The following is a 14,955-nucleotide window of genomic DNA, read 5'->3' on the forward strand; positions in this document are numbered from 1 at the left end:
AGACGTTCCTGTCGGTCAGGTATTGGTTAGACAACGTTTGCGCGACTGGCTACATTGCGGGTTTCGCCCCTTGGGCACCCTGTTTTGACTCCATTTTGTAAGGAGATCTCAATGCGCAAACGTTTTCTGTCTCATGCGGTGATGGCCGCCTTGGCCGTGTCGGGCTCTCTGGCAGTGCCCGCCCTGGCCCAAGCCCAGGCCAAAGGCACGCTGGTCTACTGTTCCGAAGCCAGCCCCGAGGGTTTTGACACCGCCCAATTCACCACTGGCACCACCTTCGACGCCGCCGACCAGGCCATGTTCAACCGCCTGGTGGACTTCAAGATTGGCACCACCGAGATGATTCCCAGCCTGGCCCAGAGCTGGACGGTGTCGCCCGATGGCAAGACCGTGATCTTCCGCCTGCGCCCTGGCGTCAAGTTCCACACCACCGAGTACTTCACGCCCAGCCGTGAGTTCAATGCCGACGACGTGGTCTTCACGTTCGAGCGCATGGTCAACAAGGACCACCCCTTCAACAAGGCCTACCCGGTGCAGTTCCCCTATGCCGCCGACACCGGGCTGGACAGCAACATCGCCGCCGTCGAGAAGGTGGACGCCATGACGGTGGCCTTCCACCTCAAGTCCGCCGATTTCGACTTCCTGGCCAAGGTGGCCATGCCGTTTGCCTCCATCCAGTCGGCCGAGTACACCGCCAAGCTGCTGCAAGAAGGCAAGGCCGCCCAGATCAACCAGCTGCCCGTGGGCACCGGTCCCTTCACCTTCGTGCGCTACCAGAAGGATGCGCAGATCCGCTACAAGGCCAACGGCAGCTACTGGGAAGCCGGTTTGCCCAAGGTGGCCAACCTGGTGTTCGCCATCACCAAGGACGCGTCGGTCCGCTTCCAGAAGCTCAAGGCCAACGAGTGCCAGATTTCCGTCTACCCCGCCCCGGCGGACGTGGCAGCCATGAAGTCCAACCCGGCATTGAAGGTGCTGGAGGCCCCGGGCTTCAACATCGGTTACGTCAACTACAACACCGAGAAGGGCCACACCAAGTCGGCTGACGTGCGCCGTGCGCTGGACATGGCCATCAACCGCGACGCCATCATCAAGGCGGTGTACCAGGGTTACGCCGTGTCGGCCACCAACCCCATGCCGCCCTCGCTGTACGGCTACGACAAGGGCCTGAAGAACCCCGCCTACAACCCCGAAGAAGCCAAGAAGCTGCTGGCCAAGGCCGGTCTGCCCGATGGTTTCGAGCTGAACCTGTGGGCCATGCCGGTGCAGCGCCCCTACAACCCCAACGCCAAGCTGATGGCCGAGATGATCCAGTCCGACTGGGCCAAGATCGGCGTCAAGGCCAAGATCGTGTCCTACGAGTGGGGTGAGTACATCAAGCGCATGAAGAACGGCGAGCACGACTCCGGCATGATGGGCTGGACCGGTGACTTCGCCAGCCCCGACAACTTCCTGTCGCTGCTGATCTGCTCGTCCGTGGGCGGCAACAACTACGCCCGCTACTGCAGCAAGGACTTTGACGCCCTGGTGCTCAAGGCCCGCGGCGTGCGTGACGAAGCCGAGCGCGCCAAGCTCTACACCCAAGCCATCGGCATCTTCAAGAAGGACATGCCCTGGTCCACCATCGCCCACTCGGTGACCAACCAGCCTGCCCGCAAGGAAGTGCAGAACTTCCAGGTCATTCCCTTTGGCCTGAACCAGTTCAAGTACGTCTCGCTGAAGTAATCCGCTGCGGTGGTGTTCCCGACAAGCCGCTGCCATCTTGCCGATGGCGGCGGCTTGTTGTTTGTTGTGGAGCGTGTGAACCATGTTCACTTTTGTGTTGAAGCGTCTGGGCCTGCTGCTGCCCACGGTGCTGGGGCTGACCCTGCTCACCTTCGGACTCATCCGGCTCATCCCCGGCGATCCGGTCGAGGTGATGATGGGCGAGCGCAACCTCAGCCCTGAACTGCATGCCGCCGCCCTGGCCAACCTGGGGCTGGACCAGCCCCTGTGGCGTCAGTACCTGAACTACCTGGGCCAGTTGGCCCATGGTGACCTGGGCCTGTCGCTGGTCACCAAAACCTCGGTGTGGGACGAGTTCACCGCGCTGTTTCCCGCCACGCTGGAGCTGGCGGTGTGCGCCATGCTGCTGGCGGTGGTGCTGGGTTTGGCGGCGGGCATGGTGGCCGCGGTCAAGCGCGGCTCGGTGCTGGACCATGGCGTGATGGGTGCGGCCCTCACCGGGTATTCCATGCCCATTTTCTGGTGGGGCCTGCTGCTGATTCTGGTGTTCTCGGTGCACCTGGGCTGGACGCCGGTGTCGGGCCGCATCGGCACCGCGTTTGACGTGCCGCCGCACACCGGCTTCATGCTGATCGACGCCTGGCTGGCGCAGCGGGCCGACCCGGAGATCAACGCCGGGGCCTTCTGGGACGCCGTGCGCCACCTGGTGCTGCCCTCGGTGGCGCTGGGCACCATCCCGCTGGCGGTCATTGCACGCATGACACGCTCGTCCATGCTGGAGGTGCTGCGCGAGGACTACGTGCGCACCGCCCGCGCCAAGGGCCTGTCGCCGTGGCGGGTGGTGGGGGTGCATGCCTTGCGCAACGCGCTGGTGCCGGTCATCACCGTCATCGGCCTGCAAGTGGGCGTGCTGATGGGCGGCGCGGTGCTGACCGAAACCATCTTTTCGTGGCCCGGCATCGGCAAGTGGCTGATTGACGCCATCAGCCGCCGCGACTACCCGGTGGTGCAGAACGGCATCCTGCTGGTGGCGCTGCTGGTGATCTTCACCAACTTTGTGGTGGACGTGCTCTACGGGGTGGTCAACCCCCGGGTGCGGCATGGTTGAGGGGTGCTATACATGACAGAGCAAACTGTTGTTTCAAATAAAGCGGTAGAGCCTGATTTTATCAATGGTTCTGCGGCCGCTTTGCCCCCCGGGCCCTGGCGCGAATTCGTGCACAGCTTCAGCCGCAACCGCGGGGCGGTGTGGGGCCTGGTGTTCATGGCCGTGGTGGTGCTGGCGGCGGTGCTGGCGCCGTGGGTGTCACCGCACGACCCGCTGATGCAGTACCGCGACCACCTGCTGCGCCCTCCGGCCTGGCAGGAGGGCGGGGTGGCCGCCCACTGGCTGGGCACCGACGAGGCCGGGCGCGACATGCTGGCCCGCCTGATCTGGGGTGGGCGTCTGTCGCTGCTGGTGGCCGGTGCCTCGGTGCTGGCGGCCATGCTGCCTGGGGTGGTGCTGGGCCTGCTGGCGGCGTTTTTCCCGCAGCGGCTGGGCGCGGTGATCATGCGGGTGATGGACGTGATGATGGCGCTGCCCTCGCTGCTGCTGGCCGTGGCCGTCATGGCTGTGCTGGGTCCGGGGCTGGCCAATGCGGTGCTGGCCATTGCGGTGGTCAGCCTGCCGGGCTATGTGCGCCTGGCCCGGGCGTCGGCCATGGCCGAGCTGGGGCGGGACTACGTCACCTCGTCCCGCGTGGCCGGGGCCGGGCTGGGGCGTTTGATGTTCGTGACCGTGCTGCCCAACTGCATGGCCCCGCTCATCGTGCACTCCACGCTGTGTTTTTCGTCGTCCATCCTGGACATTGCGGCCCTGGGCTTTTTGGGCATGGGCGTGCAGCCGCCCGATGCCGAGTGGGGCACCATGCTGGCATCGGCCCGCGAGTACCTGGAGTCCGCCTGGTGGGCGCTGACCTTCCCGGGTGTGGCCATTTTGCTGTCGGTGCTGTCCATCAACCTGATGGGCGACGGCCTGCGCGACGCGCTCGACCCCAAACTGCAACGCATGGCCTGACCGGCACGGAGCACACCACATGAGTTTGTTGCGCATACGCAATCTGTCGGTCCGCTTTGGCGGGGGGGCTCATCCCTTCCGGGCGGTGGACGGCGTGTCCCTGGACGTGGATGCCGGTGAAATGCTGGGCATCGTGGGCGAGTCGGGCTCGGGCAAGTCGGTCAGCATGATGGCCCTCATGGGCCTGCTGGACGAAAGCGCCCACATCACCGCCGACGAGCTGACCTTTGACGGCCACCCCTTGCTCACCCTGAGCCCGCGCCAGCGGCGCCAGATCGTGGGCAAGGACATGGCCATGATCTTCCAGGACCCGATGACGGCCCTCAACCCCAGCTTCACGGTGGGCTACCAGATCCAGGAGTCGCTGCGCGTGCACCTGGGGCTGCGGGGCGCGGCATTGCACCGCCGTTCGGTGGAGCTGCTGGAGATGGTGGAAATCCCCGCCCCCGAAACCCGCCTCAAGGCCTACCCGCACCAGCTGTCGGGCGGCATGAGCCAGCGGGTGATGATCGCCATGGCCGTGGCCTGCCACCCCAAGCTGCTGATCGCCGACGAACCCACCACCGCGCTGGACGTGACCATCCAGGCCCAGATCATGACGCTGCTGCAACGCCTGCAGCGCGAGCAGGGCATGGCCATGGTCATGATCACCCACGACCTGGCCGTGGTCAGCGAAGTGGCCCAGCGGGTGATGGTGATGTACGCCGGGCAGGTGGTGGAGCAGGACGCCGTGCCCCAGCTGTTCGAACACCCGATGCACCCCTACACCCACGCGCTGTTGGAGTCGCTGCCCGAGCACAACCAGGGCCAGCGCCTCAAGGCCTTGCCCGGCATCGTGCCCGGCAAGCACGACCGGCCCCAGGGCTGTCTGCTGTCGCCGCGCTGCCCGCGGGTGCAGGCCGTGTGCAGGCAGCAGCCCCCCGCGCTGGTGCCCCAGCCGCAGGCCGGCGCGGCCAAGGCGGTGCGCTGTCTGTTCCCCATCGAGTTTGCCCACGCCCCCGGCGAGGCGGCAGGAGTTGTGGCATGAATGCTGAGGTCCATGTCGGGTCGGTCGCGGCCCAACCGGTGCTGCGGGTGCAGGACTTGCACCGCCACTACAGCGTCAAAGGCGGCTGGCTGCGCCCGGCCCACACCGTGCGGGCGCTCAACGGCGTCAGCTTCGAGCTGGCCGCGGGCCGCACGCTGGCGGTGGTGGGCGAATCGGGGTGTGGCAAGTCCACCCTGGCGCGCCAGCTCACGTTGATCGAGCCGCCCAGCAGCGGCCATGTGGTGCTGGCCGGGGTGGACGCCGCCCAGGCCACGCCCGAGCAGAAAAAGCACCTGCGCACCCAGGTGCAGATGGTGTTCCAGAACCCCTATGGCTCGCTCAACCCGCGCCAGAAAATCGCTCAGCAGCTGGCCGAACCCCTGGCCATCAACACCCCTTTGAGCAAGGCCGAGCAGCGCGAGCGGGTGCAGGCCATGATGGCCCACGTGGGCCTGCGGCCCGAGCACGACCAGCGCTACCCCCACATGTTCTCGGGCGGGCAGCGTCAGCGCATTGCCATTGCCCGGGCCATGATGCTGCGCCCACCGGTGGTGGTGGCCGACGAACCCACGTCGGCGCTGGACGTGTCCATCCAGGCCCAGGTGCTCAACCTGTTCATGGACTTGCAGCAGGAGCTGGGCACGGCCTATGTGTTCATTTCGCACAACCTGGCGGTGGTGCAGCACGTGGCCGACGAGGTGTTGGTCATGTACCTGGGGCGGGTGGTGGAGCGGGGCGACAAGCGTCGGCTGTACGCCCAGCCCCAGCACCCCTACACGCAGGCGCTGCTGTCGGCTTCACCCATGCTGAACACGGCGGCCAACGCCTCGTTGCGCAAGGTGCGCCTGGCCATCCAGGGCGAGCTGCCCAGCCCGCTCAACCCGCCCAGCGGCTGCGCCTTCCACCCGCGCTGCCCGCTGGCCACCGAGCGCTGCCGCGAGCAGACGCCCGAGCTGCGCCCGGTCAACGACGCCTGGGTGGCCTGCCACCTGGTGACGGGTTGAGGCCTCCGTCCCGGCCCGGGTGGCTCAGAGCTTGAAGGCGCTGACTTCCTGCTTGAGCACCTGGGCCTGCTCTTGCAGCGAGGCCGAGGCCGCCGAGGTCTGCTCCACCAAGGCCGCGTTCTGCTGGGTCACGCTGTCCATCAGCGCCACGGCCTGGTTGATTTGCGACAGGCCCAGGGCCTGTTCGTTGCTGGACGAGGCGATGTCTTTCATGATCTGCGTCACGCGCTCGATGCTGGAGACGATTTCCTCCATGGTCTGGCCCGCTTCGCCCACCTGCCGGGTGCCGCTGTCCACCTTGCTCACCGAGTCGTCGATGAGGGCCTTGATTTCGCGTGCCGCGGTGCCCGAACGCTGGGCCAGCTGACGCACTTCGGCGGCCACCACCGCAAAACCCCGGCCGGCCTCGCCCGCGCGGGCCGCTTCCACCGCCGCGTTGAGGGCCAGGATGTTGGTCTGGAAGGCAATGCCGTCGATCACGGCGATGATGTCCACGATCTTGCGCGAACTGGTGTTGATCTCGTCCATGGTGTGCACCACCTGGGACACCACATGACCGCCCTTGACCGCCACCGCTGAGGCCGATTCGGCCATGTCGTTGGCCTGCTTGGCGTTGTCGGCATTGAGCTTGACGGTGCTGTTGAGCTCTTCGGTGGCCGACGCGGTTTCCTCCAGCGAGCTGGCCTGCTGCTCGGTGCGCCCGGCCAGGTCGAAGGTGCCCGTGGCCACCTGGTGCGAGGCGGTGGCAATGGCGTCGGCCCCCGACACCACCTTGCCCAGCAACTGGCGCAGGTTGTCCTGCATGGCCGCCATCTGGCGTTGAAGTTCGGTGATTTCATCACCCCCGCTGAGGTCGATGCGGTGGGTCAGGTCACCCGCAGCGATGGCATTGGCGGCGGTGTCGGCTTGGTCAAAGCCCAGGCGCAGGCGGCGCAGCGTCAGCAGGGTGAATCCGGTCATGGGCAGCACACCCAGCACCAGCACCAGCACGAACACCGTCAGGCTGGTGTGGTAGCGGCTGCGGGCCTGGTCAGCCTCCACTTGCGCCTGGTGGTCGTGGTGGTCTGCCACGGCCTGCAGCGCCTGTTCGTACGCGGCGGCTTCGGTGCGGAAGGCCACCAGGGTGAAGCTCATGGTGGCGGGCGAAAAGTCCCCGCCTTTGATGGCGTCCATGATCTGAGCCCGCTTCACCTGCCACGCTTTGCGTTGGCTCAGCGCTTGGTCCAGCAGGGCTTTTTCTTGCGGGTCGGTGGAGATTTTTTCCAGGGTCTGCTGGGCCGCGTTGTTCTGCTCGGTGAGCTTGCCGATGTTGTCCAGGTGGGCGGTGATGGGGTGGCCGTGGACGCCGAGCAGGGGGGAATCGGGGGCGTGCTGGAACATCAGCAGCATTTCCATGCGGTTGAGCTGGTTGCCACGCCGCATGGCATCCGCTGCCGTCACGCCTGCCATGTGGTGGTCGTGAACCTGCTCCATCGCACTCTGGGCCCGCTTCATGCCGTGGATGCCGTAACCCATGGTCACCGACAGCAAGATCCAGCTCAGGACCACCATGGCCCAGACACGGTGAATCAAACGGAATTTGTCGAACATGATGTGCAGTCCCTTCGATGGCTTTCTGAACGGGTGAGGGTATCAGAGATGCGTCAATGGGGTTGATCAAGCCTGGGTGGCTTTCTCGGGCTCTGTTTGGGTGGAGTGAGCGGCCCTTTGGGCGCACGCGCCTGTGGGTTATTCGGCGCGGTCTACCATGGCCGCGCCCCGGCTTGGCGGCGCAATGAACAACCCAGGAGATGATCATGAATCGACCCGAACTGCTCCAGGATGGAGCGGCCTTGCTCTCTGGCCATCTGGCCGACGGAGGGGCCACCCGCCGCACGGCCCTCAAGGCGGCCTTGGGGGTGGGGTACGCGGCGGCGGTCAGCCCCATCATGGCCCAGACGGCCATCAAGACCTCGGCCGATGGCCTGGTGGCGGGTGAGGTCAGCATCGACGTCAAAGGCTTCAAGATGCCCGCCTACCGTGCGGCCCCGGCAGGCAAGACCGGTTTGCCGGTGGTGCTGGTGTTGTCCGAGATTTTTGGCGTGCACGAACACATTGCCGACGTCGCCCGGCGCTTGGCCAAAGCGGGCTATCTGGCCATTGCCCCTGAGCTGTTCGTGCGCCAGGGCGACGCCCAAGGCTACGGCGAAATTGCCAAGCTGATGGCCGAAGTCATTGCCAAGGTGCCCGATGCCCAGGTCATGGGCGACTTGGACGCCGCCCTGGACTGGGCGGGGGCCAACGGGGGCGACCTGTCACGGGTGGGGGTGACGGGTTTTTGCTGGGGTGGTCGCCAGACCTGGCTGTTTGCCGCGCACAACCCCCGCATCAAGGCCGGGGTGGCCTGGTATGGCCGCCTGGTGGGGTCGGCCTCCGACCTCACGCCCAAACACCCGGTGGACGTGGCCGCCCAGCTCCACGGGCCGGTGCTGGGCCTGTACGGCGGGGCCGACACCGGCATTGCCCAAGACACGGTCGAAAAAATGAAAGCCGCCTTGGCCCAGGGCAATGCCGCGGCCAAGGCCTCGCAATTTGTGGTCTACCCCGACGCGCCTCACGCCTTCCACGCCGACTACCGGCCCAGCTACCGCAAGGACGCTGCCGAAGACGGCTGGAACCGCGCCCTGGCGTGGTTCAAGGCCCACGGCGTGGCCTGAAGTCTCGCCGCCATCACCCCTTGGCCACGGGCGCGCCAGGGGTGTTGCACCACTCGCTCCAGCTGCCGGCGTACAGCGGGCGGCGGCCCCAACCGGCCAGCTCCATGGCCAGGATGTTGGGCACGGCGCTCACACCGCTGCCGCAGTGGTGCACCACGGTGGCGGGGTCATTGGCGCCCAACACCGCTTCAAACTCCTGGCGCAGTTGGGCTGCGGGTTTGAAGCGGCCATCGGCCCCCAGGTTCTCGCTGAAGGGGCGGTTGAGCGCGCCGGGGATGTGTCCGGCCACCGGGTCCAGCGGCTCCACCTCGCCGCGGTAGCGCGGGCCGCCACGGGCGTCCACCACCGTCATGCGGCCCGGGGCGTCCACCGCGGCCCGCACCTGCTCGAACGTGGCCAGTTCGGCCAACGGGGCGGCCAGCGGGTAGGGGCCATCGGTCGGGGTGGGGGCGTCTGCGGGGCCCGAGGCCACGGCTCCTCCCTGGGCCTGCCAGTGTTGCAGGCCGCCGTCCAGCACCGCCACGGCCTCGTGGCCGCACCACTTCAACATCCACCACAGGCGGCCGGCGTAGTTGACGCCGTTGCGGTCGTACACCACCACCTGGGTGCTGGGGCGCACCCCTTGTTGGCCCAGCCAACGGGCAAAGGCTTCGCGGGTGGGCAGGGGGTGGCGACCGCCCGATGCCGACGTGCCCGCGGCCACGCTGCCGCCGTGGATGGACAGGTCGCGGTCCAGGTCCACCCGGCGTGCTCCGGCAATGTGCACCGATTCGAACATCCGGCTGGCGTCGGTGGGGTTGGACAGGTCAAAACTGGCGTCGAACAGCGCCAGATCGGCCCCGCTGCGTTGCAGGGCTTGCAGGTCGGCGGCTTGGATGAGGGTGGTGTGCATGGCGATGGGCTGGTTGAAGAAAAAAAGGGGGTGAGGGTCAGCTGGCGTGGTCTTCGGGCGGGGCTTGCGGCACGGTGCGGTTGCGCAGCAGCGTGGCCAGGATGCCGCTGGCGATGATGAGGGCCATGCCCGCCCAGCCCACCAGGGGCAGGCGGTCGTCAAAAATCACCACGCTGTAGACGCCCGCAAACACAATGCCCATGTACTGCAGGTTGGCCACCAGCAGGGTGGCCCCGCTGGCGTAGGCACGGGTCATGCACAGCTGGCCCAGCACCGCCAAGAGTCCGATGGGCACCAGCCACAGCGCATGGCTGCCGTCCCAGGCATGGGGGCCGTCCACGGCCATGCCCACCGCGCCCACCAGCGTGGCCCCGGCGGAGAAGAAGAACACCGTGCGGCTTTCCGGTTCACCCGCCTTGGACAGGGCCGACACCTGCAGGTACGCCAGCGCCGAGAACACCCCGGACACCAGACCCAGCAGGCCGCCGAACAGCTGGCCATCGGCCATGGTGGGGCGCAGCATCAGGGCCACGCCACCAAAACCGGCCAGCACGGTGAGGATCAGCGGCCCTTGTTCGCGCAGCACTTCGCCTTGCTTTTGCATGAGCAAGGCCCCGCCCACCAGGAAGGCGGCAATCCACACACTGCTCATGTAGTTGAGCGTCATGGCCGTGGCCAGCGGCAGCATGGCAATGGACACAAACCAGGTGGTCAGCGCCGTGGTGCCCACCACGCTGCGCCAGAAATGCATCATGGGCACGGGGGTGGCGATGCTCACACCCCGCCAGCGCATCACCACGGCCATGAAGGCCAGGCCGATCAGCCCCCGGTAGAACACGATTTCAAAGCTGCTGAACCACGCCGAGGCGAACTTGATGCACACCCCCATGGTGGCAAACAGCAGGGCGGCCAGCAACATCCAGAGGGCTTGCATGTGGAGTGAGAGCTTTTTTGTGCTCTAGCGCTTTTTTTGATTGAACACTTTGCTATCAAAATGAAAGAACCGCCAGCGCTGGTGGGAGAGCGGTTGGCGGGTCTTCGGTGGGGTCAAGCCGCAGGGGCTTGTCGCCTGGTCACAGGCCCATGCGGGCGCGGTACCACTCGTGGAAGTGCTGCATGCCGTCTTCGGTGGGGCTTTGGTAGGGACCCACCTCGTTTTCACCGCGCATCAGCAGGGCCTTGCGGCCCGCGTCCATGCGTTCGGCAATTTCGTCGTCCTCGATGCAGGTTTCCATGTAGGCCGCACGCTGGGCCTCAATGAACTCCGGCTCGAAGGCCACGATGTCTTCGGGGTAGTAGAACTCCACCAGGTTCAGCGTCTTGTCGATGCTGATGGGGTGCATGGTGGACACGGTCAGCACGTGCGGGTACCACTCCACCATGATGTGGGGGTAGTAGGTCAGCCACACGGCCCCACGCTCGGGCAGTTCGCCGTTGCGGTACTTCATCAGCACCTCCTGCCAGCGCTGGTACACGGGGCTGCCGAAGGTGCCTTCCAGGGTTTTCTGCACGCCCACGGTCTGCACCGAGTACTCGGGCTTGAATTCCCACTTCAGGTCGTCGCAGGTCACGAAGTTGCCCAGTCCGGGGTGGAAGGGCACGACGTGGTAGTCCTCCAGGTAGACCTCGATGAAGGTCTTCCAGTTGTAGTTGCAGACGTGTTGTTCCACATGGCCCAGCACCATGCCTTCAAAGCTCAGGGTGTGGGCGGGGCCCATGTCGGCCAGGTCGGCCTGGATGTCGCGGCCGTTGTCTTCGAACAGCATGCCGTTCCACTCGCGCAGCGGGTAGCGGGTGAGGTTGAGGCAGGGGTCTTGCGCAAAGTGGGGTGCACCCACCAGTTCACCCACTTTGCTCAGGCCCGAGCCGCCGCTGTAGGTCCAGCGGTGCAGCGGGCAGATGATGTTGCCGCCCGCATGGCCCTTGGCGTTGTCACCCAGGTTGCCACGGCCCTTGAGCATGACGGCCTGGCGGTGGCGGCAAATGTTGGACACCAGTTCCACGCCGTTGGCGGTGCGGATCAGGGCACGGCCCTCGTTTTCCTGTGGGAGTGCGTAATAGTCGCCCAGGTTGGGAACGGCGTTGGTGTGCCCCACGTAGCGGGGCCCGCGCTGAAAGATGGTCTCCAGCTCGCGCTGGAACAGCGCCTCGTCAAAATAGCTGGAAACGGGAAGTTGGCTTGCGGCCTGCTGAAGCTGAAGACTCAAATCAGACATGAAGGTCCTGACCTAAAGACTCCCCCTATGAAGGGGCAGGGTAAGCGCTGTCACGAAGATCGATAGAGCGCGGGAGGGTGGAAGAGAAACGTTCCTTGGAGCAACCCCGACAGGTTGAAAAAGGGGCGGCTAGTGTACCCCGGCCCCATTGACCCTGGGCACAACCGGGGGCTGGCGGGCTGGCGGCTTGGCCGAAGGTTGGGGCGGCCTAAAATCTCGCTCTTTGTCCGCCACAGGCCCATTGCGTCACCATGACCCGATCACGTTCCATCTCCGCCGAACCGACGGACCCAGGGCTTCCCCGCACGTATGAGGAGGCCGTGGCCGAGCTGGAACAGCTGGTGGGCCAGATCGACAGCGGCCAGTTGCCGCTGGACCAGCTGCTGACACGTTACCAGCGAGGGGCGCAGTTGCTGGCCTTCTGCCGAGAGCGGCTGCAGGCCATCGAAAGCCAGATCAAGGTGATGGACAACGGTGAATCCCGCCCCTGGGAGGCCGCGCCATGAGCGGCTGGATGACCGAATGCCTGACCGAGGTCGAGCAAGCCCTGTCGCGCTGGGTGTTGGCCGACAGCCCGGCCCAGCTGGGCGTGGCCATGCGTTATGCCGTGCTGGATGGCGGCAAGCGCTTGCGCCCGCTGCTGGTCATGGCCGCTGCCCGTGCGGGCGGCAGTGCCCACCCCACGGCCACGCTGCGTGCGGCCTGCGCGGTGGAACTGATTCACGCTTATTCCTTGGTGCACGACGACCTGCCGTGCATGGACAACGACGTGTTGCGCCGGGGCAAACCCACCGTGCACGTGCAGTTTGGCGAAGCACCGGCCCTGTTGGCCGGTGATGCCTTGCAGGCCTTGGCCTTCGAGCTGCTGGTGCCCGACGACGCCAGCCAGTCGGCCGACCTGTCGGTGCAGCTGTGCCGCCAGTTGGCGTGTGCCGCAGGCGTCAACGGCATGGCCGGTGGGCAAGCCATTGACCTGGCCAGTGTGGGGGTGCAACTCAATCAGACGCAACTGGAACAGATGCACCGCCTCAAGACCGGCGCCCTGCTGCACGCCAGCGTGACCATGGGGGCGGCCTGTGGCGGCGTGTCAGGCTCAGCGGCCCAGGCGCTGTCGGACTACGGTTGGCAGTTGGGGCTGGCGTTCCAGGTGGTGGACGACATCCTCGACGTGGTGGCCGACACCGCCACCCTGGGCAAAACCGCGGGCAAAGATGCCTTGAACGACAAACCCACTTTTGTCAGTCTGCTGGGCCTGGACGGAGCCCGTGCCTACGCGGCGCAGGCGCTGGCCCGAGCCCACGCCAGCCTGGATGCAAGCAGCCTGCCCCACACGGCGCCCTTGCACGAATTGGCCGATCTGGTGGGCGGACGCTCCCATTGACATGACCGCTTTGTTACACACCATCGATCAACCGGCCGATCTGCGGTCGCTCACCCGCCCTCAGCTGGCGGCCTTGGCCGCTGAGCTGCGCCATTTCCTGCTGGACAGCGTGTCCAAAACCGGCGGGCACCTCAGCTCCAACCTGGGCACGGTGGAGCTCACCATTGCCCTGCACCATGTGTTCAACACCCCGCACGACCGCATCGTGTGGGACGTGGGGCACCAGACCTACCCGCACAAGATCCTGACCGGGCGGCGTGACCGCATGCACAGCTTGCGGCAGTTGGGGGGCATCAGCGGCTTTCCCAAGCGCGACGAAAGCGAATACGACACCTTTGGCACGGCGCATTCGTCCACCTCCATCTCGGCGGCGCTGGGCATGGCCGTGGCGGCCCACCAAAAGGGCGAGCAACGCCACGCCATTGCCGTGATTGGCGACGGGGCCATGACCGCGGGCATGGCCTTCGAGGCGCTGAACAACGCCGGGGTGCACGACAACCTGCAACTGCTGGTGGTGCTCAACGACAACGACATGTCCATTTCCCCGCCGGTGGGGGCCCTCAACCGCTACCTGGCGCAGTTGATGAGCGGGCAGTTCTACGCCGCCGCCAAAAACGTGGGCAAGCAGGTGCTGAAGAACGCCCCGCCGCTGTTCGAGCTGGCCAAGCGCCTGGAAGAACACGCCAAGGGCATGGTGGTGCCGGCCACGCTGTTCGAGAAGTTCGGGTTCAACTACGTGGGCCCCATCGACGGCCACGACCTGGACAGCCTGATTCCCACGCTGGAAAACCTCAAACACCTCAAGGGGCCGCAGTTCCTGCACGTGGTCACCAAAAAGGGCCAGGGTTACAAGCTGGCCGAGGCCGATCCCGTGGCCTACCACGGCCCGGGCAAGTTCGACCCCGCCGTGGGTTTGGTCAAGCCCACCGCACCGTCGCAGCCCACCTTCACGCAGGTGTTTGGTCAATGGCTGTGCGACATGGCCGAGGCCGACCCGCGCTTGGTGGGCATCACCCCCGCCATGCGCGAGGGCTCGGGCATGGTGGAGTTTCACCGCCGTTTCCCCGAGCGGTACCACGACGTGGGTATTGCCGAGCAGCATGCCGTCACCTTCGCAGGCGGGCTGGCTTGCGAAGGTCTCAAACCCGTGGTGGCCATTTACTCCACCTTCTTGCAGCGGGCCTACGACCAACTCATCCACGACGTGGCGCTGCAAAACCTGCCGGTGGTGTTTGCGCTGGACCGCGCGGGGCTGGTGGGGGCCGATGGTGCCACCCATGCGGGGGCTTACGACATTGCCTTCTTGCGCTGCATTCCCAACATGGCGGTGGCCTGCCCGGCTGACGAGGCCGAATGCCGAGCCTTGCTGACCACCGCCTACCAGCAACACCAGCCGGTGGCGGTGCGTTACCCCCGGGGCACCGGGCCTGGTGTGGCGGTGCCTTCACACCTGGAGCCGTTGCCGTTTGGCAAGGGTGAGGTGCGTCGGCACGGAAAGTCCATCGCGTTGTTGGCTTTTGGAACCTTGCTGGCCCCCGCCTTGGCCGTGGGCGAGGCCTTGGACGCCACGGTGGTCAACATGCGCTGGGCCAAACCCTTGGACCTGGAGCTGTTGCGTCAGGTGGCCCAAGACCATGCCGAGCTGGTCACGCTGGAAGAAGGCTGTGTCATGGGCGGGGCAGGTTCCGCTGTGTTGGAAGCCCTGCAAGCCCTGGGCCTGTCACGGCGTGTGTTGTCGTTGGGCCTGGCCGATGAGTTCATTGACCATGGCGACCCGGTCAAGTTGCTCGCGTTGCAGGGCTTGGATGCCGCGGGCATCCAAGCCTCCATTGAACGCTGGCGTACCTGAGCCCTTTTTTCCAAGCTTGCAGGAAGCTGAAGGGGCCTTTCCCTTCAAGGGAAAACCCGGGCATTCCGCTCGGGGGGCGTTCCTACAATGACCCGGACTGCTCAGT

General features: G+C 66.1%; 13 protein-coding genes. 9 read left to right on the forward strand and 4 right to left on the reverse strand.

The window, feature by feature from the left end; translation table 11 throughout:
- Nucleotides 1-111: 111 nt before the first annotated feature.
- The 5 genes from ACYVB7_RS02530 (at nt 112) to ACYVB7_RS02550 (ending at nt 5,815) form a co-directional block, all read left to right on the forward strand.
- On the forward strand, nt 112-1,725 hold the full coding sequence (locus ACYVB7_RS02530) for an ABC transporter substrate-binding protein (RefSeq protein WP_460504976.1): 1,614 nt from the start codon (nt 112-114) through the stop codon (nt 1,723-1,725).
- Nucleotides 1,726-1,807: 82 nt separating this feature from the next.
- The gene (locus ACYVB7_RS02535) at nt 1,808-2,833 is read left to right on the forward strand and encodes an ABC transporter permease (RefSeq protein WP_460504977.1); all 1,026 of its coding nucleotides are present in this window, start codon (nt 1,808-1,810) and stop codon (nt 2,831-2,833) included.
- 12 nt (nt 2,834-2,845) lie between these two features.
- Nucleotides 2,846-3,784: an ABC transporter permease subunit gene (locus ACYVB7_RS02540; protein ID WP_460504978.1), complete on the forward strand. Its 939-nt coding sequence runs from the start codon at nt 2,846-2,848 to the stop codon at nt 3,782-3,784.
- A gap of 19 nt (nt 3,785-3,803) precedes the next feature.
- Nucleotides 3,804-4,811, forward strand: coding sequence for an ABC transporter ATP-binding protein (locus tag ACYVB7_RS02545; protein ID WP_460504979.1), 1,008 nt, complete (start codon nt 3,804-3,806; stop codon nt 4,809-4,811).
- A complete protein-coding gene (locus tag ACYVB7_RS02550) occupies nt 4,808-5,815 on the forward strand; it encodes a P-loop NTPase family protein (RefSeq protein WP_460504980.1) in 1,008 nt (335 codons plus the stop codon). Before ACYVB7_RS02545 ends, ACYVB7_RS02550 begins: the two co-directional genes overlap by 4 nt.
- A gap of 24 nt (nt 5,816-5,839) precedes the next feature.
- Here ACYVB7_RS02550 and ACYVB7_RS02555 read toward each other — a convergent pair whose 3' ends face one another.
- Complete coding sequence (locus ACYVB7_RS02555; protein ID WP_460504981.1) at nt 5,840-7,405, reverse strand: methyl-accepting chemotaxis protein; 1,566 nt, start codon at nt 7,403-7,405, stop codon at nt 5,840-5,842.
- A 206-nt stretch (nt 7,406-7,611) separates the two neighbouring features.
- On the opposite strand from ACYVB7_RS02555, the gene ACYVB7_RS02560 reads away from it, so the two are divergent.
- Nucleotides 7,612-8,511, forward strand: a complete 900-nt coding sequence (locus tag ACYVB7_RS02560; protein WP_460504982.1) for a dienelactone hydrolase family protein — start codon at nt 7,612-7,614, stop codon at nt 8,509-8,511.
- 13 nt (nt 8,512-8,524) lie between these two features.
- Here ACYVB7_RS02560 and ACYVB7_RS02565 read toward each other — a convergent pair whose 3' ends face one another.
- From ACYVB7_RS02565 to ACYVB7_RS02575, 3 genes are all read right to left on the reverse strand, one after another.
- Complete coding sequence (locus ACYVB7_RS02565; protein WP_460504983.1) at nt 8,525-9,403, reverse strand: sulfurtransferase; 879 nt, start codon at nt 9,401-9,403, stop codon at nt 8,525-8,527.
- A gap of 37 nt (nt 9,404-9,440) precedes the next feature.
- Complete coding sequence (locus ACYVB7_RS02570) at nt 9,441-10,337, reverse strand: DMT family transporter (RefSeq protein WP_460504984.1); 897 nt, start codon at nt 10,335-10,337, stop codon at nt 9,441-9,443.
- A 139-nt stretch (nt 10,338-10,476) separates the two neighbouring features.
- Nucleotides 10,477-11,619: an aromatic ring-hydroxylating oxygenase subunit alpha gene (locus tag ACYVB7_RS02575; RefSeq protein WP_460504985.1), complete on the reverse strand. Its 1,143-nt coding sequence runs from the start codon at nt 11,617-11,619 to the stop codon at nt 10,477-10,479.
- Between the two features lie 251 nt (nt 11,620-11,870).
- Between ACYVB7_RS02575 and xseB the strand changes: the two genes are divergently transcribed.
- Genes xseB through dxs form a run of 3 tightly spaced genes read left to right on the forward strand, consistent with a single transcriptional unit; the run spans nt 11,871 to nt 14,849 of the window.
- A complete protein-coding gene (xseB, locus tag ACYVB7_RS02580) occupies nt 11,871-12,125 on the forward strand; it encodes an exodeoxyribonuclease VII small subunit (RefSeq protein WP_460504986.1) in 255 nt (84 codons plus the stop codon).
- Complete coding sequence (locus tag ACYVB7_RS02585; RefSeq protein ID WP_460504987.1) at nt 12,122-13,000, forward strand: polyprenyl synthetase family protein; 879 nt, start codon at nt 12,122-12,124, stop codon at nt 12,998-13,000. The genes xseB and ACYVB7_RS02585 overlap by 4 nt, the downstream gene beginning before the upstream one ends.
- Before the next feature lies 1 nt (nt 13,001).
- Nucleotides 13,002-14,849 (forward strand): 1-deoxy-D-xylulose-5-phosphate synthase, encoded by a 1,848-nt coding sequence (dxs, locus tag ACYVB7_RS02590; protein WP_460504988.1) that lies wholly within the window; start codon nt 13,002-13,004, stop codon nt 14,847-14,849.
- The last annotated feature ends 106 nt before the right edge of the window (nt 14,850-14,955 follow it).

Source organism: Hydrogenophaga soli (assembly GCF_054777695.1).